The organism is Frankia sp. AgPm24, from assembly GCF_023243055.1.
Lineage (GTDB): Bacteria > Actinomycetota > Actinomycetes > Frankiales > Frankiaceae > Frankia > Frankia umida.
In genome coordinates, this window is record NZ_JALKFW010000201.1 from 55,829 (window position 1) to 81,925 (window position 26,097).

The window sequence follows — 26,097 nt, forward strand, 5'->3', positions numbered from 1 at the left end:
GTCGTACGCGGCGTTTCGCCTGCGGCGGGCGCCGCGCGGGCGTCGTCCGCGCGTTCCGCCCCCGTCCCGCTTCCGTGGACGCCGGGCACCCGTACTGGCTCAGAAGCCGGGTAGCTGATCCCGGGCAGGAAGTGAGGTTTCCACCCGTGACCACCGACCCTCGTGCGGACACCCTGACGCAACGACGCGCGCTGCTGCGGCGGATGCTCGCCGCCCAGGACGCGGACGCCCCGCGCACCCCGGCCTCCAGCGCGGAGCCGATGCCCGGCGGGCCGTCCGAGGTCGCGGGGTCGGTGGGGTCGACGGAGTCGATGTCCGAGGTGGCCGGGGGAGCGCCCGGATCGCCGCCGCTGTCGTCGGGGCAACGGCGGATGTGGTCGTTGCAGCAGCTCGACCCGAACACCACCGGCTACAACGTGCGGATCGCACTCGACCTGACCGGTTCGGTGCGGGTGGACGCCCTGGTGGCGGCCGTCGACGCGGTCGTCGCGCGGCACGACATCCTGCGCACCACCTACCAGGTGGAGGCCGACGGCCAGCTCGGGCAGGTCGTGCATCCGGTGCTGCGCCCGGTGTTCGACGTGCGGGATCTGACCGACCTGCCCGCGGGGGAGCGTTCCGCGCGGGCAGGGGCGCTGTGCGCGGCGCTCGGCTCGACCCCGTTCGACCTTGCCACCGACTCCCCGCTGCGCGTCGGTCTCTACACCACCGGTGTGGACGCCACCGGTGCCAGCGAGCTGACCCTCCTCGTGGTCGCCCACCACATCGCCTGGGACGACAGCACCTCCGAGATCTTCTTCGCCGAACTCGTCGCCTTCTACCGTGACGGCGACGCCGCGCGGCTCTCGCCACCGAACCAGTACGCCGCCGTCGTCGCCACCGGCGCGGGTGTCGACGCGGGCAGCGCTGCCGGATCGGCGGGGGGCGCCTACTGGCGGGACGTGCTCGCGCCGCTGCCGGATCCGCTGGTGCTGCCGGAGCTCACCGGGCTCGAGGCGGCGGGGGGAACCGACCAGTCCCGGACGCTGCGCCCGGGGCTGGCGGCCCAGGTCCGGGCGGTGGGACGGGCGCAGGGCGCGTCGTCGTTCATGGTGCTGCTCGCCGCCGTCACCGACCTGGTGCACCGCTACACCGGGGCGTCCGACGTCGTGGTCGGGGTGCCGGTGGTGAACCGGGACTTCGCCGGCGCCGGACGGGTCATCGGCTATCTCGGCAACACGATTCCACTGCGGATGCGGATCACACCGCAGGACACCTTCGCGACCCTGCTCGCCCGCGCCCGCGCGGTCTGCCTGGACGGCTACGCCCACCAGGACGTCGACCTCGACGACATCGCCCGCGCCGTCGACCCGGACCGCACCCGCGGCGACGCCGGACTGTTCAGCGTCGTGCTGTCCCTGCGCTCCGGGGTGCTCGAACCGCTGCGCGGGCTGGGGCTGAGCGCCACCCGCCGGCATGTGCCCGGTCAGGACGCCCGGTTCGACCTCACCCTCGCGGTGGAGACCGACGGCGACGACCTGAGCGTCGAGGCGAACCATCCGGCCACCGCGCGGGGCCGGGAGCTGGTCGCGGGCCTGCTCGGCCAGCTCGACCGGCAGCTCGCCGCGGCCACCGCCGACCCGGACGTCCCGCTGGCCGAACTCGTCACGCTCGAGGCGGCCGAGCACGACCTGCTGCTGCGCGGCTGGAACGACACGTTCACGACGCCTGCGACCGACACGTTCCCGCGGCTGTTCGCCGCGCAGGTGGCCGCCACCCCGCAGGCCACCGCGGTGCTGCACGACGGCGGCCGGCTGACCTACGCCGAGCTCGCCCGCCGCGCGCACCGGCTGACCCGTCTGCTGGTGCGCCGTGGCGCCGGGGCGGAGACGACGGTGGCGCTCGCGGTGCCCCGATCGGTCGAGATGGTCGTGGCCGTCCTCGCGGTCGCGGCCAGCGGCGCGGCCTACGTGCCGGTCGACCCCGACTATCCGGCTGACCGGGTGCGGCACATGCTCACCGACTCCCAGCCGAACCTGCTGCTCACCACGGCCGCCGCCGCGGCCGGCCTGCCGGCGGTCCCGGGCCTGGCGACCATCCGGTTGGACGATCCCGAGATCCGCGCGGAACTCGAGGCCCAGCCGGAGCGGGACGGGGACGCCGCGGACACGGCGCCGCACCCCGACCATCCGGTGTATGTGATCTACACATCGGGGTCGACCGGGGCGCCCAAGGGCGTGGTCATCACCCACCGGGCGCTGGCCAACCACCTGGTGTGGGCGGTGCGCCGCTTCCCGGGACTGGCCGGGCACACGCTCATGCACTCGTCGATCTCGTTCGACTTCACCGTCACCCCGCTGCTGGCGACGCTGGTCTGCGGTGGCGCGGTGGAGCTGTGCGTCGACTCGCCGGACGCGATCTCCCACGCCGTCGGCGCGGCCACCTTCCTCAAGATCACACCGAGTCATCTGCCGTTGCTGCCGTCGGTGCGTTTCGCCGAGCACGGCCCGCGCACCCTGGTGATCGCCGGTGAGGAGCTGCGGATCGAGGCGCTCGACCAGTGGCATGACCTGGCCGCCAGCGGTATCACGGTGATCAACGAGTACGGGCCGACCGAGACGACGGTCGGCAGCCTGCTGCATCCCGTCGAGGCGCACGCGATCGCCGCGGGGGCGGTGCCGGTCGGCTCACCGGTCGACAACACCACCTGCTACCTGCTCGACGGCGCGCTGCGACCGGTGCCGGTGGGTGTGCCCGGTGAGCTCTACATCGGCGGTGGGCAGGTCGCACGCGGCTACCTGAACCGGCCGGGGCTGACCGCGGCCCGGTTCGTCGCCGACCCCTTCGGTGACACCCCCGGCGGACGGCTCTACCGCACCGGCGACCTGATGCGGCGGCTGCCGTCCGGGGCGTTGCGGTTCCTCGGCCGCGTCGACGAGCAGGTCAAGATCCGCGGGTTCCGGGTGGAGCTGGGCGAGATCGAATCGGTGCTGCTCGGCCTGCCCGGCGTCGCCCAGGCGACCGTCGCCGCCCGCGCGGACGGCCCCGGCGGCCGCTACCTCGCCGCCTACGTCGTTCCCGAGACCGTCCCCGAGGCCACCGCCGGTGCCGGGCTGGACCTGGTGGCGCTGCGGGCCGGGTTGGCCGCGGTGCTGCCGGAGCACATGGTGCCGGCGACGGTGACGCTGCTCGACGCGCTGCCGCTGTCGCCCTCGGGCAAGGTCGACCGCAAGGCGCTGCCCGCGCCGCGGTTCGGTGGTGACCCGCGGGTGGGCGCGCCCGGCGGTGCCGACCCCGCCGAGGGTGCGCCCTCCGCCGCGGAGACAGGTGGGGACGCGGCGGCGGCGGACGGGCCGGCCGGGCGGGCCCAGGAACTGCTGCTGGGGCTGTTCGCCGAGGTGCTCGGGGGTGCGGCGGTCGGGCTGGACCAGTCGTTCTTCGAGTTGGGCGGCGACAGTATCGTGGCGATCAGCCTGGTCGGACGCGCCCGCAAGGTCGGGCTGCGGTTCACCCCCCGCGACGTCTTCGCGCACCGCACGGTGCGGGCACTGGCGCGGAAGGCGACCTTCGAGGACACCGGGACCTCGCCGGGCGCCGCGGGCGACGACACGCGCGGTGTCGGGCCGGTGCCGGCCACCCCGATCATGCGGGCGTTCGCCGAACGCGGTCCGCTCGCCGCCGGCCATCGGATGTCGGTGCTGGTCGAGACGCCCGCCGCGGTGTCGGTCGCCGGCGAGGCCGTCCTCGGTCAGGCGCTGCAGGCGCTGCTGGACCGCCACGACGCGCTGCGCGCCCGGCTGCGGGTGGACGACCTGGACGACCCGGCGACGGTGTCCCTGGAGATCGCCCCGGTCGGCACGGTGCGGGCGACCGACGTGCTGCGCCGCGTCGCCGGCAGCACCGGTGAGGAGACGGCGGCGGCGCGGGTGGCCCGGGCCCGGGCGGCGGCCACCGCCGAACTCGCACCACGCGACGGGCGGATGCTGCGGGCGATCTGGTTCGACGCCGGCCCCGACCGGACGGGACGGCTGCTGCTGGTCGCCCACCATCTGGTCGTCGACGGGGTGTCATGGCGCATCCTCGTCGAGGATCTGGCCGCCGCCTGGCAGGCCGCCGCCGACGGGCGAGCACCCGCGCTGCCCGCGGTCGCCACCTCCCTGCGGACCTGGTCGAACGGGCTCGCCCGCGCGGCCGAGCAGCGGCGGGCCGGTGAGACACCGCTGTGGCGTGACCTGCTCACCGGGCCGGACCCGCTGCTGGGCCGGCGCCGCGTCGAACCCGACACGGACGTGTGGGCGACGACGCGCACCGTCACCGTCACCCTCGACACCGAGATCGCCGAGCCGGTGCTGACCAGCGTTCCCGCGCTGTTCTTCGCCGGCGTCGAGGACGTCCTGCTCGCCGCGCTCGCCCTGGCACTCGCCGACTGGGGGGCCGGCCGCGGCACACCGCTGCGGTCGACCCTGGTGCTGGTCGAGGGGCACGGCCGGCAGGAGGCCGCCGTACCCGGCAGCGACCTGTCGCGCACCGTCGGCTGGTTCACCAGCCAGCATCCCGTCCGGTTGGACACCACCGGTGTCGACATCGCCGACGCGCTCGCCGGCGGGGCGGGCGCGGGCACGATCGTCAAGGCGGTCAAGGAGTCCCTGCGGGCACTGCCCGATCACGGCATCGGCTTCGGCCTGCTGCGCCATCTGCACCCCGAGGCCCGCCGGGAACTCGCCGCGCTGCCCGAACCGCAGCTCGGCTTCAACTACCTGGGCCGTTTCGACGCCACCGGCGGAACCGACGTTGGCGGTGGAACCGGCGGAACCGGTGGAAGCGACGGAGCCGGTGGTTTCCGGCTGGTGGCGGGCGGACTGGACGCCGCCTACGGGCCGGACATGGCGCTGCCCGCCGGGCTTGTCGTCAACGCCGTCACCGAGGACGGACCGGCCGGGCCCCGCCTGGTCGCCCACTGGATGTACGCGGACGGCCTGTTCTCCGAGGCGTCCGTCACCGATCTCGCCGACCGGTGGTGCGCGGCGCTGCGGGCGCTGGTGCGCCACGGGGCCGGCGACGGTGCCGGTGGGCGCAGTCCGTCCGACCTGTCCCTGGTCGCGCTGGACCAGGGTCAACTCGACGCCCTCGAGGCGATGTGGAGGAACGCGTGAGCGCCGCCGGCTCGCCCATCGAGGACATTCTGCCGCTGTCCCCGCTCCAGAAGGGACTCGTCTTCCACTCCGCCCTCACCGACGACCCCACCGGCCAGAACGGCTCCACCGGCCAGAACGGCTCCGTCGACCGCGGGGACGTCGGGGTGGACGTCTACATCGCGCAGCTGGTCGTCGACCTGGCCGGCGAGCTCGACGCGGCGCGGCTGCGGCGGGCGGTGAACGCGCTGGTGACACGGCATTCGGCGCTGCGTGGCGGGTTCGTGTTGGAAGTCGGTGAGCCGGTGCAGATCGTGCTGCGCGCCGTCGACGTCCCCTGGACCGAGGTCGACCTGAGCGGCCTGGGTGACGAGGTCGCGCGGGCGCGGGCCGCCGAGCTGCGCCACGCCGACCGGCGGCGCCGGTTCGACCTGGCCCGTCCGCCGTTGCTGCGGGCCATGGTGCTGCGGTTCGGCCCGGACCGCCATCAGGTCGTCCTGACCAACCATCATGTCGTCCTCGACGGCTGGTCGACGCCGCTGCTGATGCGCGACCTTTTCACCCTCTACGCCGCCGACCCCGGTGACCCCTCGGACAGCGCGACCCCCGGCGGCGCCGGGTCCGCCGCGGGCGGTGCCGCGTCCACGGCGGGTGGGCGGCTGACGCCGCTCCCGGCGGCCCGGCCCTACCGCGACCATCTGGCCTGGCTGGCCGGACGGGACACCGCCGGCGCGCTCGAGGCGTGGCGGGCGGCCCTGGCCGGTGCGCCCGAGACGACCCGGCTGGTGCCGGGCGCGCAGGACGCTCCCGCCGTGCTGCCCGGCGAGCTGGTCGAGACGTGGCCGGCGGCGACCGTCGCCGCCCTCACCCGCACCGCCCGTTCCCTGGGCGTCACCCTCAACACGCTCACCCAGCTGGCCTGGGGCATCGTGGTGGGTCGCACGGTCGGACGTGACGACGTCGTGTTCGGCGCGACCGTGTCCGGGCGGCCGGCCGACCTCGCCGGGGTCGAGTCGATGGTGGGCCTGTTCATCAACACGCTGCCGGTGCGGGTACGGCTGCATCCCGCCGAGACCGTCGCGCAGGCCGCGGTCCGACTCCAGGATGAGCAGGCCGACCTGCTCGACCATCAGCACTGCGGGCTCGCCGACATCGGGCAGGCCGTGGGTCTGGGCACCGGGGAGATGTTCGACAGCCTGCTGGTGTTCGAGTCGTTCCCGTTCGCCGGCAACGCCATCGACGACGCGCTGGCCGCCGGGGGGCTGCGGGCCGTCCACGTGGACCGGCCGATCTCCACGCACTATCCGCTGACCGCGATGGTGATGCCCTCCGGCGACGGGCTGGAGATCACGTTCAAGTACCACCCGGTGCACGTCGGCGCGGACGGTGCCCGGCTGCTGCTCGACCGGCTGCGCCGGGTGCTCGACGCGCTCGTCGCCGACCCGTCGGCGCCGCTGGCCTCGATCGGGGTCCTGTCCGACGCGCAGACGGCCGCGATCGTGCGGCGCGCCCGCCCGGGCACCGCGGCAGACACTCGAGCCGGCGCCGGAGTGGGCGCCGGAGTGGGCGCCGAAGCGGGCGGCGGAGTGGACAGCGGGTCGGGCGGTGTGGGTCCGACGAGTCTGCTGGACCTTTTCGAGGCGGCCGTCGACCGGGCGCCGGGGGCGGTCGCGATCGTGGCCGGATCGCGCACGTTCACCTACGCCGAGCTGGACGGGCAGGCGAACGCCCTGGCCGGTCGGCTGCGGGCACTCGGCGCGGGGCCCGAGACACTGGTCGCCATCATCGGCGAACGTGGACCGGAGCTGGTGGTCGCGGCGCTGGCGGCGCTGCGGGCCGGGGCGGGTTATCTGCCGATCGACCCGCGTTACCCGGCCGAGCGGCTCGCCTTCGTGCTGGCCGACGCCCGGCCCGCCGTCGTCGTCACCGACGCCGACCGGGTGCTGCCCGGCGCCGACGTGGCGCGGGTGGCTCCCGACGGCGCGAGCACACCGGTGCGCCCGGCCCGGGTGGCCCATCCCGACCAGGTCGCCTATGTGATCTACACCTCGGGGTCGACCGGCCAGCCCAAGGGCGTCATCGTCACCCACGGTAACGTCCTGGCGTTGTTCGCGGCGGCCCGGGGGCTGTTCACGTTCGGCGCGGACGACGTGTGGACGCTGTTCCACTCGTTCGCCTTCGACTTCTCCGTCTGGGAGATGTGGGGCGCGCTGCTGCACGGCGGACGGCTCGTCATCGTCGCCCACGACGTCTCCCGGTCACCCGCGGACCTGCTCGACCTGCTCGACCAGCAGCAGGTGACGGTGCTCAACCAGACGCCGTCGGCGTTCTACCAGCTCGCCGCCGCCGACGCCGAACGGGACGCGTCCCAGGCCGATGGCCGGCCGCTGCCGTTGGCGCTGCGCACAGTGGTGTTCGGCGGGGAGGCCCTCGACCCGGCCCGGCTCGCCGGCTGGCATGTGCGCCGCCCGGACGGCCCCCGCCTGGTCAACATGTACGGGATCACCGAGACGACGGTGCATGTCACGCACCGGCCGCTGCGCGCCACCGACCTCGCGACCTCGGTGAGCGTCGTCGGCACGGCCCTGTCGGGCTTCGCCGTCCACGTCCTGGACAGTGGGCTGCGGCCCGTCCCCGACGGCACCGTCGGGGAGCTCTACCTCGCCGGCCCGCAGGTGGCCCGCGGCTACGGCGGACGGGCGGGGCTGAGCGCGACCCGGTTCGTCGCCGACCCGTTCGGCACGCCCGGTGCGCGGATGTACCGCAGCGGTGACCTGGCCCGCTGGACGTCCGCCGGGGAACTGGGGTTCGTCGGACGCGCCGACGACCAGGTGAAGATCCGCGGTTTCCGGATCGAACCGGCGGAGATCGAGTCGGTGCTGGCCACCGCACCCGGTGTGCGGGCGGCGGCCGTCGTCGTGCGCGCCGACCGGCCCGGTGGCGCCTACCTCGTCGGCTACGTCGCTGGACGGGCCCTGGACGTGGCACTCGTGCGCGAACACGCCGCGAGCCGGCTGCCCGAGCACATGGTCCCGGCGGCCCTGGTCACCCTGGCCGCGATGCCGCTGACCGCCCACGGCAAGCTCGACCGCCGGGCGCTGCCCGCCCCCGACCCGCAGGCGCACCGGACCCGCGGTCGCACCCCCAGCGGCGACGCCGAACAGACCCTCGCCGGGATCTTCGCCGCGGTCCTCGGTGTGCCCGAGGTCGGCGCGGACGAGTCGTTCTTCGAACTGGGCGGCGACAGCATCCGCTCGATCCAGGTCGTCGCCCGCGCCCGCACCGCCGGCCTCGCCGTCAGCCCACGTCAGGTCTTCGAGCTGCGCACCGTCGCGGAACTCGCCGCCGCCGCGCAGGCCGCCGCGGCCAGCCAGACCGCGGACGGTGCCGCCGGGGACGACGGTGCCGCCGGTGCCCGTGCCGGCGGGGACGGGACCGACGCCGAGGGCGGTGCGCGTTCCGGGGCCGTCGGCGAGCTGCCGCTCACCCCGATCATGCATGCCTTCCTCAGCCGGGGTGGACCGTTCGAACGGTTCTCCCAGGCCGTCCTCGTCGCGACCCCGACCGGGACGGATCGCCCGGCCGTGGTGGCCGCCGTGCGGTCGTTGCTGGCCCGCCACGACATGCTGCGCGCCGTCCTGACCTCCACACCCGCCACCGCCGACGCGTCCACCGCCACCGCCACCGCCGACGGTGGGACGAGTCAGGCCGGCGGGGACAGTCAGGCCGGCGGGGACAGTCAGGTCGGCGGGGTGGCGTCCGGGCCGGCGCTCGCCGACCGGTACCGGCTCCAGGTGCGTCCGGTCGGCGCGGTGGACGCCGACGCGATCGTGCACCGTGTGGCGGTCGTACCCGCGCCGGAGCCGGCCGCGGCGCTGCTGCGGGCGGCCCACAGCGCCGCCGTCGACCGGTTGGACCGCTCGGGCGGCACGATCCTCGACGCGACCTGGTTCGACACCGGGGCGGACCGTCCCGGCGCGGTCCTGCTCACCTGCCACCACCTGGCCAGTGACGGCTTCTCCTGCCAGATCCTCGCCGACGATCTCACCGCCGCCCTCCTCGCCACCAGCACCGGGCCGGGCACCGCGACCAGCACCGGCGAGGCATCGCCGACGGACACACAGCCGACGGACACACAGCCGACGGTCGGGACCTCGTTTCGGGACTGGGCGCTGCGGCTCACCGCGCTCGCCGGGGACCGCACGGGCGAACTGCCGCTGTGGCGCGCCATCGTGGCCGACCCGCCGCCGCCGCTGGGCGCCCGGCGCTTCGACCCGACCCGGGACACCCGCGACACCGTGCGCACCGTGTCGCTGACCATCCCCGCGCCGGTCGCCGGGCCGCTGGTCACCGAGGTGCCGGCGGCGTTCCACGCCAGCACCGACGACGTCCTGCTCGCCACCCTCGGACTGGCCCTCGCCCGGTTCCGGGCCGCCCGCGGCCAGCAGACCACCGCGAGTGTCGTGACCATCGAGGCGCATGGCCGCGAGGAGCACGTCGTCGCGGGCGCGGACCTGTCCCGCACCGTCGGCTGGTTCACCACGCAGTACCCGGTGCGCCTCGACCCGGCCGGTCTCGACCTCGCCAGCCCGGCCGGCGCCCCCGCGTCCGCGCTGGTCAAGCGGGTGAAGGAGCAGGTGCGGGCGATCCCCGACCGGGGCATCGGCTACGGCCTGCTGCGGTTCGTGCGCACCGACGCCGAGCTCGCCCGGGCCCCCGAACCGGAGATCCTGTTCAACTACGTCGGCCACGTCGACGCCCCCCGCCCGGCCGGCACCAGTGCCACCGGTGCCACCAGTGCCGGCGAGAACGGTGCCGGCGAGAACGGTGCCGGCGAGAACGGCGGGGAGTATGACGCCGCGGCGGCGTTCGGGTTCGGCGCGATCTCGTTCGGGGGGATCGCACCGGCCGCGGACGCGCGGCTGCCCGCGGCCGCCGGGCTCGTCGCGAACGTCGCCGCGCTGCGCGGGGCCGACGGCACCGAACTCGCGCTGCGCCTGCAGTTCCCGGCGCAGCTGCTCACCGACGACGAGGTCGGTGACCTCGGCCGGCTGTGGACGGCGGCGCTCACCGAACTCGTCGACGAGGTCACCCGCGGTGGCGCCGGCGGGCGGACGCCGTCCGACCTGCCGCTGGTGCGCGCCACCCAGGCCGACATCGACCGCTGGGAGATCGACCATCCCGGCCTCGTCGACGTCCTGCCGCTGTCACCCCTGCAGCAGGGGCTGCTCTTCCACGCCCGTTTCGACGCCGACGGCCTGGACTTCTACTCCGTCCAACTGGTCGTCACCCTGCGCGGGTCGCTTGACGTCGCCCGGCTGCGCCGCGCCGCCCGCGACCTGCTCGAGCTGCATCCGGTGCTGCGCACCGCCTTCCCGGACGACGACGGGGACGGCGGGTCACCCGTGCAGATCGTCCTCGGCGACGTCGAACCCGTCCTGCACCAGCTTGATCTGCGTGACGACGCGGCGGCCACCGCCCGGCTCGAGGAGTTCCTCACCACCGACCGGTCGGCCGGTTTCGACCTGCGCACGCCGCCGTTGCTGCGCCTGACCCTGGTGCGGCTGGGTGACGACGAGCACCGCCTCGTCGTCACCAACCACCATCTGGTGCTCGACGGCTGGTCGACGCCGCTGGTCGTACGCGACCTGTTCACCCTCTACCAGGAGACCGGGACGACCGGGACGACCGGGACGACCGGGCCGGTGCGGCCGCGGCCCTACCGGGACTTCCTGGCCTGGCTCGTCCGCCGCGACCAGGTCGAATCCCTGGACGCGTGGCGTTCGGCGCTCGATGATCTGAGGGCGCCGACCCTGCTGGGCGCGCCGGCCGCCGATCCGGCGTTGCCAGCGGCGTCGATGCCCGAAGAGGTCGTCGACGTGGTGACCGGTGACCTGACCGCCCGCCTCGCCCGCACCGCCCGCGACCGCGGGGTCACCCTGAACACGCTGCTCAGCGCCGCCTGGGGACTGGTGCTCGGTCGGCTGACCGGCCGCGACGACGTCGTCTTCGGTGTCACCGTGTCGGGGCGGCCACCGGAGCTCACCGGGGTCGAGTCCATGGTCGGCCTGTTCATCAACACGATTCCGGTGCGGGTGCGCTGGTCATCGCGGGAGACGGTCGGCACGCTGCTCACCCGGCTGCACGAGGCGCAGACCACGGTGCTCGAACACCAGCACGTCGGCCTCACCGAGATCCAGAGCGTCGCCGGTACCGGTGGCGCGGCGCTGTTCGACACGCTGATGGTGTTCGAGACGTTCCCGCTGGAGACCGCGGACCTGCTCGACCCGACGCGCACCGGTGGCCTGTCCGCCGAGGTCGGCTGGTCCCGCGGCTACACCCACTATCCGCTGACGCTCATGCTCATGCCGGACGCCGACGTGCTGCGGATCAAGCTCGAGTACCGGGCGGACCTGTTCACCCGGGACGAGGTCGCCGCCACTCTCGGCCGGGTCCTCGCCGTCCTGGACCAGCTCACCCTGGGCGCGGACCGGTCGTTGTCACGCCTGGACGTGCTGGCCCCGGCCGAACGCCGCACCATCCTCGCGGACTGGAGCGGCCGGTCGGTTCCCTCACCGGCCGACGGGTCCGACGCGACGACCGCGATCGACGTGTGGCATGAGGCCGTCGTCGCCGGCGCCGGAGCGACCGCGGTGGTCTGCGGGTCGACGACGATGACCTTCGGCGCGGTCGACGCCGCCGCCGACGCGTTGGCCGCGCACCTGGCCGGGCTCGGTGTCGGACCGGAGGTGCCGGTCGCGGTGGTACTGGGCCGCTCGGTGGACGTGGTGCTCGCCTGGGTGGCGATCTGGAAGGCCGGCGGGGTGGTCGTGCCGGTCGACCCGACACATCCGGCGCGGCGGGTCTCGGCGGTGCTCGCCCAGGCCGCGCCGCCGGTCGTGGTGACCTCCCGGGCCTCGAGGGGATCGTGCGCCGGGCTCGACGCGCGGATGGTGCTCGTCGACGAGCCGCGCGGCTGGGCCGCCGTGCGGCGGCTGCCGGTCGGGCCGGTCGACGCCGCCGCCGCCGCGTACGTCGTGTTCACCTCCGGGTCGACGGGACGTCCCAAGGGGGTCGTCGCCACCCACGGTGGGCTGGTCAACCTGGCTCTGGCCCACCGTGGCGCCGTGATCGAACCGGCGGTGGTGCGGCTGGGTGGCCGCCGGCTGCGGGTGCTCAACGTGCTGTCGTTCGCGTTCGACGGCACCCTCGACCCGGTCGTCTGGATGCTCGCCGGGCACGCCATGCACATCCTGCCCGATGAGGGGATGGGCGATCCGGGTGCGATCGTCGAACTGGTCCGCCGCGAACGGATCGACTTCGTCGACATCCCGCCGTCCCTGCTGGAACTGGTCACCGCGGACGGGCTGCTCACCGGTGAGTGGGTCCCGTCGGTGGTCGCCACCGGTGCGGAGGCGGTCGGTTCACGGCTGTGGGACGAGCTGGGCGTGGCCGAACGCACCGTCGGCCTGAACTGCTACGGCCCGACCGAATGCACCGTCGACGCCACCTGGACGGTCGTGGGGGCCGGCGCGAAGCCGCACATCGGACGGCCCGTCGCCGGGTTGAAGGTCCACGTGCTTGACGGCGCGCTGTCACCGGTGCCCGCCGGGGTGCCCGGCGAACTGTTCGTCTCGGGTGCGGGGCTGGCCCGGGGCTATCTGGGTCGGCCGGGGGAGACGGCGAGCCGGTTCGTGGCGAACCCGTTCGGCACCGGCGAACGGCTCTATCGCACCGGTGACCTGGTGCGGTGGACGCCGGTGGGGGCCCTTGAGTTCCTGGGTCGGGTCGACGAGCAGGTGAAGATCCGCGGGTACCGGGTGGAACCCGGGGAGGTCGAGGCGGTGCTCGCGGGGCTGCCCGGTGTCGGCCAGGCGGTCGTCGTCGCCCGCACGGACGCCGGCACCACCCGCCTGATCGGCTACGTCGTACCCAGCGCTGGTCCGTCCGGCGCTGGTCCGTCCGGCGTGGGTCCGTCCGGCGTGGGTTTGGCCGGCGAGGGGGAGCTCGACGCGGTGCGGCTGCGGGCCGCGCTCGGCGCCGTGCTGCCGGACTACCTGGTGCCCTCGGTGATCGTGGTGTTGCCGGCGCTGCCGACGACCCCCAACGGCAAGCTTGACCGGCGGGCGCTGCCCGTCCCCGTCCGCGCCGGCAGCGGCGGCGGCGGCGCCGGCCGGGCGGGGCACGGCGCCCTGGCGACGGCGACCGAACAGCTGGTCGCCCGGTTGTTCACCGAGGTGCTCGGGGTCGAGGGCATCGGCCCGGACGACTCGTTCTTCGCCCTCGGCGGGCATTCCCTGCTCGCCGCCCGTCTCATCGCCCGGGTGCGCACGCTGACCGGGCAGGCCGTCTCGATCCGACTCGTGTTCGACACCCCGACCGTCGCGCGGCTCGCCGCGAGCCTGGACGCGATCGCCGCCGCACCGGTGCTGCCCGCCCTCGTCGCGGGGGTGCGCCCCGACCCGCTGCCGCTGTCGGCCGCCCAGCGACGACTGTGGTTCCTCCACCGGTTGGACGGACCGGCCGCCACCTACAACCTGCCGTTCGCGCTGCGGCTGACCGGTGAGCTGGACATCGCGGCGCTGCGCGCGGCCTTCGGTGACGTCGTCGCCCGACACGAGTCGCTGCGCACCGTCTTCCCCGACCACGACGGCGTCCCCTACCAGCGGATCCTCACCGACGTCGAGGTGCCGTTCACCGTCGTCGACACCGACGAGGCGGCACTGCCCGACCAGCTGCGGCGCGTCCTGGCCACCGGCCTGGACCTGGCCACCCAGATCCCGATCCTGGTCGAGGTGCTGCGTCTGGGCGCGGACGACCATGTCCTGGCACTGGTCATCCAGCACATCGCCGGCGACGAGGGGTCGACCGGCCCGCTGCTGCACGACCTCACCACGGCCTACGACGCCCGCCGGGCCGGCAGCGCACCACACTGGACGGCGCTGACGATCCAGTACGCCGACTACGCCGTGTGGCACGACGGGCTGGTCGGCGCCCCCGGTCAGCCCTCGGCGCTGGCCCGCCAGCAGCTCGACCACTGGGCGAACACCCTCGACGGGCTCGCAGACGCGATCGCACTGCCCGTCGACCGGCCCCGCCCCGGCCCGGACCAGCCCTCCGCGGGCGGCGGCCGACTGCGCGCCGAGATCCCCGCCGGTGTCATGGCGGCGCTGCGCCCGCTGCTCGCCGAGACCGGGGCCAGCGAGCTGATGCTCGCCCACCTGGCCGTCGCCGCCACCCTGCACACCCTCGGCGCCGGCACCGACATCCCGTTGGGCGCGCTGGTCGCCGGCCGCTCCGATCCGGCCCTCGAACCACTGGTCGGTTTCTTCGTCAACACCGTCGTGCTGCGCACCGACCTCGGCGGCGATCCGACCCTGCGCGCCCTGCTGCGCCGGGTCCGACACACGGCCCTGGACGCCTACGCCCACGCCGACGTCCCGTTCGACGCGGTCGTCGAACGCCTCAACCCGCCGCGCCGCGCCGGGCGCCATCCGCTCGTGCAGACCCTCATCGACTTCTGGAACCCGACCGGCGAACGTCCACGCTTCACCGGTCTGAACGCCGTCCCCCTGGACCTGGCCGAACCGGCCACCGCCAAGTTCGACCTGGCACTGACCTTCACCCACGCCGGCGCCCCCCTGGGCGACACGCCGGGCGTCGACGCCTCCGACGTTGACGCATCCGACGTCGAGGCCCGGACGCCGGCGGACGGTGGACTGCTCGTGTCCGCCGAGTACGACGCGGACCTGTTCGACCGGGCCACCGTCGAGGCGCTGCTGACCCGCCTCGGCCGGGTGCTGGCCGCCCTGGCGCACACCCCCGACCTGCCCCTGTCCCGTCTTGACGTGCTCTCGCCGGACGAACGCCACCAGCTCACCCAGGTGTGGAGCGGCCGCGACGTCCCCGCCCCACACCTGCCGGCCCTGACCCCGGTCTCGCCGCCGGTGTCGCCGACGGTTCTGGACGTGTGGGACCGCACGGTCGCCGCCGCCCGCGCGGACGAGTCCCGTCCGGGCGCCACCGGTGCGCCGGTGCTGGCGGTGGTATGTGGGTCGGTGGCGCTGTCGTTCGCCGAGGTGGACGCGGCGGCGCGGCGGCTGGCCGAACAGCTCGCCGGACGCGGGGTGGGACCCGAGGTGGCGGTCGGGGTGCTGCTGCCACGGTCGGCGGAGGTGATCGTCGCCTGGCTCGCGGTGTGGAAGGCCGGCGGCGTCGTCGTGCCGCTCGACCCCACCCATCCCCTCGGCCGCCTCGAGTCCGTGCTGGCCGAGGCCCGTCCCGCCGTGGTCGTCACCTCGACACCGACCCTGCGCACCCTCACCATCCCCACCGACGCCGACGCCGCTTGCGGGTTCGCGTTCGCGGGCCGGACGGTGCTGGTGGACGCGCCGCACACCTGGACCGCGCCGGGCCGACCGGTCGGGCCGGTCGACGCCGCCGCCGCCGCGTACGTCGTGTTCACCTCCGGGTCGACGGGACGTCCCAAGGGGGTCGTCGCCACCCACGGTGGGCTGGTCAACCTGGCTCTGGCCCACCGTGGCGCCGTGATCGAACCGGCGGTGGTGCGGCTGGGTGGCCGCCGGCTGCGGGTGCTCAACGTGCTGTCGTTCGCGTTCGACGGCACCCTCGACCCGGTCGTCTGGATGCTCGCCGGGCACGCCATGCACATCCTGCCCGATGAGGGGATGGGCGATCCGGGTGCGATCGTCGAACTGGTCCGCCGCGAACGGATCGACTTCGTCGACATCCCGCCGTCCCTGCTGGAACTGGTCACCGCGGACGGGCTGCTCACCGGTGAGTGGGTCCCGTCGGTGGTCGCCACCGGTGCGGAGGCGGTCGGTTCACGGCTGTGGGACGAGCTGGGCGTGGCCGAACGCACCGTCGGCCTGAACTGCTACGGCCCGACCGAATGCACCGTCGACGCCACCTGGACGGTCGTGGGGGCCGGCGCGAAGCCGCACATCGGACGGCCCGTCGCCGGGTTGAAGGTCCACGTGCTTGACGGCGCGCTGTCACCGGTGCCCGCCGGGGTGCCCGGCGAACTGTTCGTCTCGGGTGCGGGGCTGGCCCGGGGCTATCTGGGTCGGCCGGGGGAGACGGCGAGCCGGTTCGTGGCGAACCCGTTCGGCACCGGCGAACGGCTCTATCGCACCGGTGACCTGGTGCGGTGGACGCCGGTGGGGGCCCTTGAGTTCCTGGGTCGGGTCGACGAGCAGGTGAAGATCCGCGGGTACCGGGTGGAACCCGGGGAGGTCGAGGCGGTGCTCGCGGGGCTGCCCGGTGTCGGCCAGGCGGTCGTCGTCGCCCGCACGGACGCCGGCACCACCCGCCTCGTCGGCTACATCACCCCGACCACCACGACTGCGCCCGATCCGGACGGGCTGCGGGCCGCCCTCGCCGCGGTGCTCCCGGACTACCTGGTCCCCACGGTGATCGTGGTGCTGGACGCGCTGCCGCGCACACCGAACGGCAAGCTGGACCGGCGCGCGCTGCCCGCACCCGCGTTCACCGGCGGCGCCACCGCGCAGCGTGCGCTGGCCACCCCGACCGAACGGCTGCTCGCCGACCTGTTCGGTGACCTGCTCGGGGTCGCCGACGTCGGCCCGGGCGACGCGTTCTTCGCCCTGGGCGGCCACTCGCTGCTCGCCGCGCGGCTCATCGCCCGGCTGCGCACCCTGACGGGCGCGCAGGTCCCGGTGCGGGCGGTCTTCGACCATCCCGGCGTCGCCGCCCTCGCCTCCCTCGTCGACACCCTCGTCGCCGCCCACGCGACCACCCTCGACGCGACGGCCGCCGCCACCGGCACCGCCGCCACCAGCAGTGCCGGTCCGCCCGCGGGCGAGGTGGCATTGGTCGCCCGGGAACGTCCGGTGCGGTTGCCGTTGTCACCGGCGCAGCAGCGGCTGTGGTTCCTGCACCGCCTCGAAGGGCCGTCGAGCACCTACAACATCCCGTTCGTCGCCCGGCTGCGCGGCCCGCTGGACGCGGCCGCGCTCACCGCCGCCGTCGGCGACGTCGTCGACCGGCACGAGGCGCTGCGCACCCTGTTCCCCGACCATGACGGCGTCCCCTACCAGCAGGTGCTGGAGCGGTGCGACGTCGACGTCGACGTCGTCGAGGTGACCGAGGCGGACCTCGACGGCGAGCTCGCGCGCATCCTCGGCTACCGGTTCGACCTGCTCACCGAACCACCGGTGCGCCTGGACCTGCTGCGCCTGGCCCCCGACGACCATGTCCTGGGACTCGTCCTGCATCACATCGCCGGCGACGAATGGTCCACCGACCCGTTGCTCGCCGACCTCGCCACCGCCTACACCGCCCGCCTGAGCACCGGCGCGGCACCCACCTGGGCGCCGCTGGCCGTGCAGTACGCCGACTTCACCCTGTGGCAGCGCGACGCGCTCGGCGACCCCACCGACCCGACCAGCGCCCTGGCCGCGCACCTGCGCCACTGGACGGACACCCTCGCCGACCTGCCCGAGGAGCTCGCGCTGCCCGTCGATCGGCCGCGCCGGGCCGGCACCCGCGGCCGGGGCGCCACGGTGCGGTTCACCGTCGACGCCGACATCGTCGACGGGGTGCGCCGCCTCGGTCAGGACGTCGGCGCCACCGAGTTCATGACGCTGACCGCCGCGGTCTGCGCGCTGCTGCACAAGCTCGGCGCGGGCACCGACATCCCCCTGGGCGCGCTGTCCGCCGGACGTTCCGACGAGGCGCTGCACCCGCTGGTCGGCTTCTTCGTCAACACCGTCGTCCTGCGCACCGGCCTGGACGGCGACCCGACTCTGCGTGAGCTGGTGGGCCGCGTCCGCGAGGTCGCCCTGGACTCCTACGGGCACGCCGACGCGCCGTTCGACCGGGTCGTCGACGCGCTGCGCCCGCAGCGGGCCGCCGGACGCCATCCGCTGTTCCAGACCATGGTCGACTTCCGCCCGGCCGGGCCGCCGCCAGGCGGTCTGCCCGGTATCGAGGCCACCACCCTGCCCTACGACGATCCGGACGCCGCCGCCAAGTTCGACCTGGCCATCGACGCCGCCCCCCAACCCGACGGCAGCTACCTGGGCAGCGTCGAGTACGACACGGCTCTGTTCGACGAGGCGAGCATCGAACGGATCGGCGCGCGGCTGCGCCGGGTCCTCGCCGCGTTCGCCGCCGCACCCGACACCCCGCTGTCACGCCTGGACGTCCTGGACCCGGCCGAACGTCAGCTGCTGCTCGCCGGCTGGAACGACACCGCGGCCGCCGTAGCGGACGCCGACCTCGCGAGTCTGTTCGCCGCGCAGGCCGCCCGCACCCCCCAGGGCCTGGCCGTCGTCGACGGCGACCGCCGCTGGACCTACGCCGAGCTCGACCGCCACGCCGACAGCGTCGCCGCCGCGCTGCTGGCCCACGGCATCGGCGCCGAGGACATCGTCGGCGTGCACCTGGACCGCTCGGCGGAGCTCATCGCCGCCCTGCTCGGCATCGGCCGCACCGGCGCGGCGTTCGTCCCGCTCGAACCCGCCTGGCCGGCCCGCCGCATCGCCGACATCCACCGCACCGCCCACCTGCGCGCCGTCCTCACCACCAGCATCCCCGCCACCAGCACCCCCGCCACCAGCATCCCCGCCACCACCGTGGACGGCCCCTCGGCGGACGGCCCGTCGATGGCGGACGCCGCCGCGTACGGTCTGCCGGCGGAGCTGGACGTGCCGGTGCTGCTCGTCGACCAGCTTCCCGCGGCGGTACGGCCCGTGCCGGTGGCGCCCGCGCACCCGGACGGCCTGGCGTACGTCATCTACACGTCCGGGTCGACCGGCACACCGAAGGGGGCGATGATCTGCCACCGGGCCATCGCCGCCCGGCTGCTGTGGCAGCGCGGCATGCTCGAGTTCGGCCCCGGCGACGCCGTGCTGTTCAAGGCGCCGCTCGGCTTCGACATCTCGGTCAACGAGATCTTCCTGCCGCTGGTCACCGGCGCCGCCCTGGTCGTCGCCCGACCCGGCGGCGAACGCGACATCGAGTACCTGCTCGACCTGATCGTCGAACAGCGGGTGAGTTTCACCTACCTGGTCGCGTCCATGCTGGACATGTTGCTCGCCCTGCCCGGCGTCGGCCGGGCCGCGGGCACCCTGCGCCACGTCTGGTGCGGCGGTGAGGCGCTCACCCCGGAGCTGTTCGGCCGGTTCCGCGCGAAGCTCGACGCCGTCATGTACCACGGCTACGGGCCGGCGGAGGCCACGATCGGTGTCAGCCACGCCGTGTACCGCGGCGCCGAGCCACGGCGCGGCATCAGTATCGGCGCCCCGAACCCGAACACCCGCATCCACGTGCTCGACGCGGGACTGGCCCCCGTCCCGGTGGGTGTGCAGGGTGAGCTGTACGTCGGCGGCCTGCCCCTGGGCCGCGGTTACGTCGGCGACGCCCGCCAGAGCGCCGCCCGGTTCGTCGCCGACCCGTGGACGCCCGGCGAACGCCTCTACCGCACCGGCGACCTCGCCCGGTGGACGCCGCGCGGCACCCTGGAGTTCCTCGGCCGCGCCGACCACCAGGTGAAGGTCCGCGGGATGCGGGTGGAGCTGCAGGAGATCGAGGCGGCCCTCGCCGAACATCCAGATGTCCGTCAGGCCGTCGTCGTCCTGCACCGCGGCGCCGCCAGCCAGCTCGTCGGCTACCTCACCCCCGACATCACCCCCGACACCAGCGGCTCCGCCGCCGGCCCGGCCCCTGACGGCGACGCGCTGCGGGTGTGGCTGGGCCGGCGGCTGCCCGAGCACATGGTGCCGGCGGTCGTCGTCGTCCTCGACACCTTCCCGCTGCTGCCCTCCGGCAAGATCGACCGGCGCGCGCTGCCCGCCCCCGACCTGCGCGGCACCGGCCGGGCCGCGGGCAGCACCACCGAGGCGCTGCTGTGCGAGCTGGTCGCGGGGCTGCTGGGCGTCAGTGACGTCGGTCCGGACGACTCGTTCTTCGCCCTCGGCGGTGACAGCATCGTGTCCATCCAGCTTGTCGCCCGCGCCCGCCGCGCCGGTCTGCGGATCTCCCCGGTGGACGTCTTCGAACAGCGCACCCTCGGCGAACTCGCGACCGTCGCCGAGGCGAAGACCGCCGCGAACCCGCTCGGGGGCGCCACCGGTGCCAGCACCCCCGCGCACGCCCCGACCGGCCCGGTGCCGCTCACCCCGATCATGCGCACGGTGCTCGCCCGCGACGGTCTGCGCTTCCGCTTCGCCCAGGCCACCGTCGTCGTCGCCCCGTCCGACGCCGACCTGCCCACCCTGACCACCGCCGTCGACGCCCTGCTGGCCCGCCACGACGCCCTGCGCGCCGTCGTCACCACCGGCCCCGACGGCTGGGCGATGACCATCCCCGCCCTCGGCGCCCCCGCACCCGACGCGCCACCGACGTCCGACGCCTCGGTGACGTCCGCCTCGGTGACGTCCGCCTCGGCGTCCGAGGGGCCGGCAGGGTTCGGCGGGCCTGTGGTGCGGCGGGTGGCGCTGACGGGGCCGCTTCGGTCACCGGAGGTGGCCGAGGTGGTCCGGGCCGAGACCGACGCCGCCGCCGGCCGGCTGGACCCGACGGCCGGGCGGCTGCTGCAGGTGGTGTGGTTCGACGCCGGCCCCGCCGGCGGCCTGCTCAGCCTGGTCGCCCATCACTGGGCGGTCGACGGCGTGTCCTGGCGCATCCTCGTCCCCGATCTCGCCGAGGCCTACCGCGCGGCGCGCGCCGGCCAGGCCGCGGAGTTCGGACCGCCCGGAACCTCGTTCCGACACTGGGCGCTCGGCCTGGTCGACGCGGCCCGGAGCCCGTCGCGGGTGGCCGAACTCGACCACTGGCTGCGCACCGCCGCCGGTGACGACCCGGTGCTCGGCGCCCGCGCGCTCGACCCGTCCCGGGACCTGACCTCGACGCAGCGCACCGTCGCCGCCGACGCGCCGATCGAGGTGTCCCAGGCCGTGCTCGCCGACGTCGGCGAGGCCTACTTCACCGGCGTGGACGACGTGCTGCTCGCCGCGCTCGGACTCGCGGTCGCGACCTGGGCCGACGACCGCGGCCAGCCGCTGGCCCGGGTCCGGGTCACCCAGGAGGGACACGGCCGGGAGGAACCGGCGGTGCCCGGGTCCGACGTGTCGCGGACCGTCGGCTGGTTCACCAGCCGCTACCCGGTCAGCCTCGACGTCGCCGACCTCACACCGCCCGAGCCCGCCGGTGCGCGGGAGGCGCTCGAGGACGCCCTGGCCGGCGGGGCGATGGCCGGCGAGCTGATCCGGCGGGCCAAGGAAGCCCGCCAGCTGCTGCCCGACCACGGGCTCGGCCACGGCCTGCTGCGCCAGCTCAACCCCACCACCGCCGCCGCGCTCGCGGGCGAACCCGAACCCCAGCTCGTCTTCAACTACCTGGGCCGCTACGCCAGCACCGACGACACCGACGACGAGGCGCCGGCCTGGTCCACACCGGCGCGGTTCGCGGACCTGAGCGGCATCGCCGACCCGACCGCGCCGGCCGCCGCACCCCTGGAGATCACCGCGTTCACCGAGGACACCCCGTCCGGGCCGGTCCTGCGGGCCCGCTGGACCTACCCGGCGGCGCTGTTCGACGACCAGGAGGTCGAGGCGCTCGCCGCGGCGTGGCTGGCGGCCCTGGAAGCCCTCGCCGCGCATGTCGCGGACGGCGACGCCGGCGGCCACACCCCGTCCGACATGCCCCTGGTAGCCCTGGACCAGAACACACTCGACGCCTTTGAGGAACGGTGGCGCCAGCCGTGACCAGTACGATCACCGCTCGACGCGGCGCCGGCCGGTCGAACATCGAAGAGGTCCTGCCGCTCGCGCCGCTGCAGGAGGGCCTGCTGTTCCACGCGTTGGCCGACGCCGGTGACCCGGGCCTGCGCGACGCCTACACGGTGCGCACCGTCATCAACCTCGACGGCGAGCTGGACCCGGTCCGGCTGCGCACGGCCGCCGAGCGTCTCGTCGCGCGCCACGCCGTGCTGCGCACGGCCTTCGTCGTCGGCCCGACCGGTCCCGTCCAGGTCGTGCTGCGCGACGTCACGGTGTCCTGGACCGACACCATCGTCGACCCGGCGTCCGACCCCGACCCCGACGTCACGGCCGGGGCTGAGACCCCGTGGCCGCGGCCCTCGTCGGTGGTGGTGCCGTTCGCGCTGGACGTGCCGCCGCTGATCCGCTTCGAGCTGATCCGGCTCGGCCCGTCCCGACACCAGCTGGTGATCACCAACCATCACATCCTGCTGGACGGCTGGTCCGCGCCCCTGCTGCTCCGCGACCTGTTCGCGCTCCACGCCGGCCTGCCGCTGCCCCGTCCCCGTCCCTACCGGGAGTTCCTCGCCTGGCTGACCCGCCAGGACCGGGACGTCTCCCTGGCGGTGTGGCGCCGCGTGCTCGACGGCGTCACCGAACCGACGCTGCTCGCCCCGCGGCCGCCCACCAGCGCCGACCCCGAGCCGTCCGCCAACCCCGCCGCCACGGGCAGCGCAGCTCAGACGGGCAGCGCAGCTCAGACGGGCAGCGCAGGTGAGTCGGGCGCCGCGGGGATCGGGCATCTGGCGGTGCCGTTGGACGCGCAGGTGCGCGCGCGGCTCACCGGGTTCGCCCGGGCGCGGGGCGTGACGGTGAACGCCGTCATCCAGGCGGCCTGGGCGGTGACACTGGGTCGCTTCACCGGGCGCCGGGACATCACGTTCGGGGCGACCGTGTCCGGGCGTCCCCCGGAACTGCCCGGTGTCGACACCATGGTCGGCCTGTTCATCAACACCGTCGCGGTCCGCATCGCGCTCGACCCGTGGGAGTCGGCGGCGGACCTGCTGGCCCGCGTGCACCGGCTACAGACCGAGACGATCGACCATCACCAGCTCAGCCTCGCCGACATCCAGGCGACCACCGGACTCGGCCAGCTGTTCGACACCGTGCTGGTCGTCGAGTCGTACCCGGTCGACAACGGGGAGATCGACCGGGTACGGGCGGCGCTCGGCGTGCGGGTCAGCGTCGCCGACACCGACGATGCCACCCACTACCCGGTCACCCTCGTCGCCGACCCCGGTGGCGCCCCCGGCGGCGGACTGGCCCTGGAGATCGAACACCGCCCGGACCTGATCGCCACCGCCCGGGTGCGTGCCGTGGCGGACGCCCTCGCCGACGCCTTCGCCGGCATCCTCACCGACGACGGCCGCCTACCCGTCGGCCGCCTGCTCCCTCCTGCCCCCGCCCCCTTCCCGTTCACCGCCACCTCCGCACCGTCCGCACCGTCCGCCACCACCGCGCTGGACGTCTGGGACAGCGCGGTCACCGCCGCCGCCCCCGTCACCGCCGCGACCGGCCTCACCGCGGCGCCCGGCACCGCGGTGGTGTGCGGGGAGGTGTCGTTGACGTTCGCCGAGGTGGACGCGGCGGCGCGCCGGCTGGCAGCGCATCTGGCCGGGCTCGGGGTGGGTCCCGAGGTGCCGGTCGCGGTGGTGCTGACCCGGTCGGTGGACGTCGTGGTCGCCTGGGTGGCGGTGTGGAAGGCCGGCGGCGTCGTGGTGCCGGTCGATCCCGCGCATCCGGCGCGGCGCGTGGCCGCGGTGCTGGAACAGTCCCGGCCCGCCGTGATCGTGACCTCCGCGGAGGTCGCCAGGCGTGACGGCGGGCCCACGGGGATCGTCGGGCGCGCCGGGTTCACCGGGCGGATCGTGCTGGTGGACGCGCCGGGGGACTGGGTCGCCCACGGCGAGCCGCGCGGGCCCTCGGGCGGCGACGCCGCGGCCTACGCGGTGTTCACCTCCGGGTCCACGGGACGTCCCAAGGGGGTCGTGGCGACCCACGGCGGGCTGGCGAACCTGGCCGCGGCGCACCGCCGGGACGTGATCGAACCCGCGGTGGCCCGCGCCGGTGGACGGCCGCTGCGGGTGCTCAACGTGCTGTCGTTCGCCTTCGACGGGACGCTGGACCCGTGGGGGTGGATGCTCGCCGGCCACACCATGCACATCCTGCCCGACGAGCTGATGGGCGATCCGGCGGGCATCGTGGCGACGGTCCGCCGGGCCCGGATCGACTTTCTCGACGTCCCGCCGTCCCTGCTGGAACTGGTGCTGGCCGAGGGGCTGCTGCGCGGCGAGCACGTGCCGGCGGTGGTGGCGACCGGCGCCGAGGCGGTCGGTTCGCGGCTGTGGACCCAGCTCGGCACCGCCCGGAACACCACCGCGCTCAACTTCTACGGCCCGACCGAATGCACCGTCGACGCCACCTGGACCGTCGTCGACCCCTCGACCGCCCCGCACATCGGCCGGGCGGTCGCCGGCCTCGGCGTCCTGGTGCTCGACGACCTGCTCTCACCGGTGCCGGTGGGTGTGGCAGGGGAGCTCTACGTCGGCGGCGCGGGGCTCGCCCGCGGGTATCTGGGACGTCCGGGGGAGACCGCGACCCGGTTCGTGGCCCACCCCTTCGCCGCCGGCGAGCGGCTCTACCGGACCGGGGACCTGGTCCGCTGGACCGACACCGCCACCCTGGAGTTCCTCGGCCGGGCCGACGACCAGGTGAAGATCCGCGGCTACCGGGTCGAACCCGGTGAGGTCGAAGCCCTGCTCGCCGCGGTGCCCGGCGTCGGCCAGGCCGCCGTCGTCGCCCGCACCGACGGCCCGTCCACCCGCCTGATCGGCTACGTCACCCCGGCCAACACCGTCACCCCGGCCAACACCGGGGTGCCTGAGACCGCGGGCGTCACCGACATCGCCGGGGTGCTGGATCCGGTGGCGTTGCGGGCGGCGCTGGCGGCGCGGCTGCCCGATCCGATGGTGCCGGCCGCCATCGTCGTGCTGGCCGCGATGCCGACCACGCCGAACGGCAAACTCGACCGGCGGGCGCTGCCGGCACCGACGTTCGACGACGGCGACGTGCGGGCACCGTCCACGGAGACCGAGAAGGCGATCTGCGCGCTGTTCGCCGACCTGCTCGGCCGTGCGCGGGTCGGTGTGGACGAGTCGTTCTTCGCCCTCGGCGGCCACTCCCTGCTGGCCGCCCGCCTCGCCGTGCGCATCCGGGCGGACCTGGGCGTCGACCTGCCGCTGCGCGCGGTGCTGCGGGCGCCGACCCCCACCGCGATCGCCGCCTGGATCGACGGGGACGGCGAGCCGCCCCGCGACGAGGCCTTCGACGAGATCCTGCTGCTGGCCCGGCCCCGGTCGGGCCCGCCGGTCCAGCCGCCGCTGTTCTGCGTGCATCCGGGTCTGGGCCTGAGCTGGTCCTACACCGCGCTGCTGCGCCACCTCGGCCACGACCGGGCGGTCTACGGGGTGCAGGCCACGGGTGTGGCGCCCGGCACCGTCCCCACCGTCGAGGAGATCGCCGGCCGCTACGCCGCGGCGATCATGGCCGCCGAACCGGCCGGCCCGCTGCACCTGCTCGGCTGGTCGCTGGGCGCGGTCCTCGGTCACGCGGTGGCCTGCGAGCTGCAACGCCTCGGCCGGGACGTCCCCGTCCTGATCATGCTGGACGGCTACCCCGGCGACGACCCGCCCGCACGGGCCGCCGCCGGTGATCGCACGACGGCGTTCGCCCGGTTCCTGCACATCCTGGCGGCCCGCACCGGCCATCCGGTGGACGACCTGAACCCCGACGAGGTGACACCGGCGACCGTACGGGCGTTGGCGAGCCAGTCGTCGAGCCTGCTGGCGGGCCTGTCCGAGCAGCGCATCGCCGCTCTCGCGCACAGCCTGCTCGCGACCGCCGACGTCCACACCGGCACCCCGCGCGGACGGTACGCCGGCACCGTCACGTTCCTCCAGGCCCGTCCCGACCCTGCCGACCCCGCCGACCCCGCCGAGCCGCCGCCGGATCCGCGGGCCTGGGCGCCGTACGTGACCGGGCGCTTCGAGGTCCACCGCGTCGACCAGGACCACGAGGACCTGCTGTCCCCGGCGGCCCTGGGCACCGTCGGCCCGCTCGTCGCCGCGGCGCTGCGGGCGGCACCCCGTCCCACCTGAGGATTTCCCGTCCCACCACCCGCA

3 protein-coding genes are annotated in these 26,097 nt (G+C 75.0%); all 3 read left to right on the forward strand.

Annotated elements, in window-relative coordinates; genetic code table 11:
- The first annotated feature begins 146 nt into the window (after positions 1–146).
- The 3 genes from MXD61_RS17715 to MXD61_RS17725 are packed head-to-tail and all read left to right on the forward strand — an operon-like array spanning position 147 to position 26,073.
- On the forward strand, positions 147–5,132 hold the full coding sequence (locus MXD61_RS17715; protein WP_248814592.1) for a non-ribosomal peptide synthetase: 4,986 nt from the start codon (positions 147–149) through the stop codon (positions 5,130–5,132).
- Positions 5,129–21,862: a non-ribosomal peptide synthetase gene (locus MXD61_RS17720; protein ID WP_248814593.1), complete on the forward strand. Its 16,734-nt coding sequence runs from the start codon at positions 5,129–5,131 to the stop codon at positions 21,860–21,862. Before MXD61_RS17715 ends, MXD61_RS17720 begins: the two co-directional genes overlap by 4 nt.
- Positions 21,859–26,073 (forward strand): amino acid adenylation domain-containing protein, encoded by a 4,215-nt coding sequence (locus MXD61_RS17725; protein WP_248814594.1) that lies wholly within the window; start codon positions 21,859–21,861, stop codon positions 26,071–26,073. The genes MXD61_RS17720 and MXD61_RS17725 overlap by 4 nt, the downstream gene beginning before the upstream one ends.
- Positions 26,074–26,097: the final 24 nt, after the last annotated feature.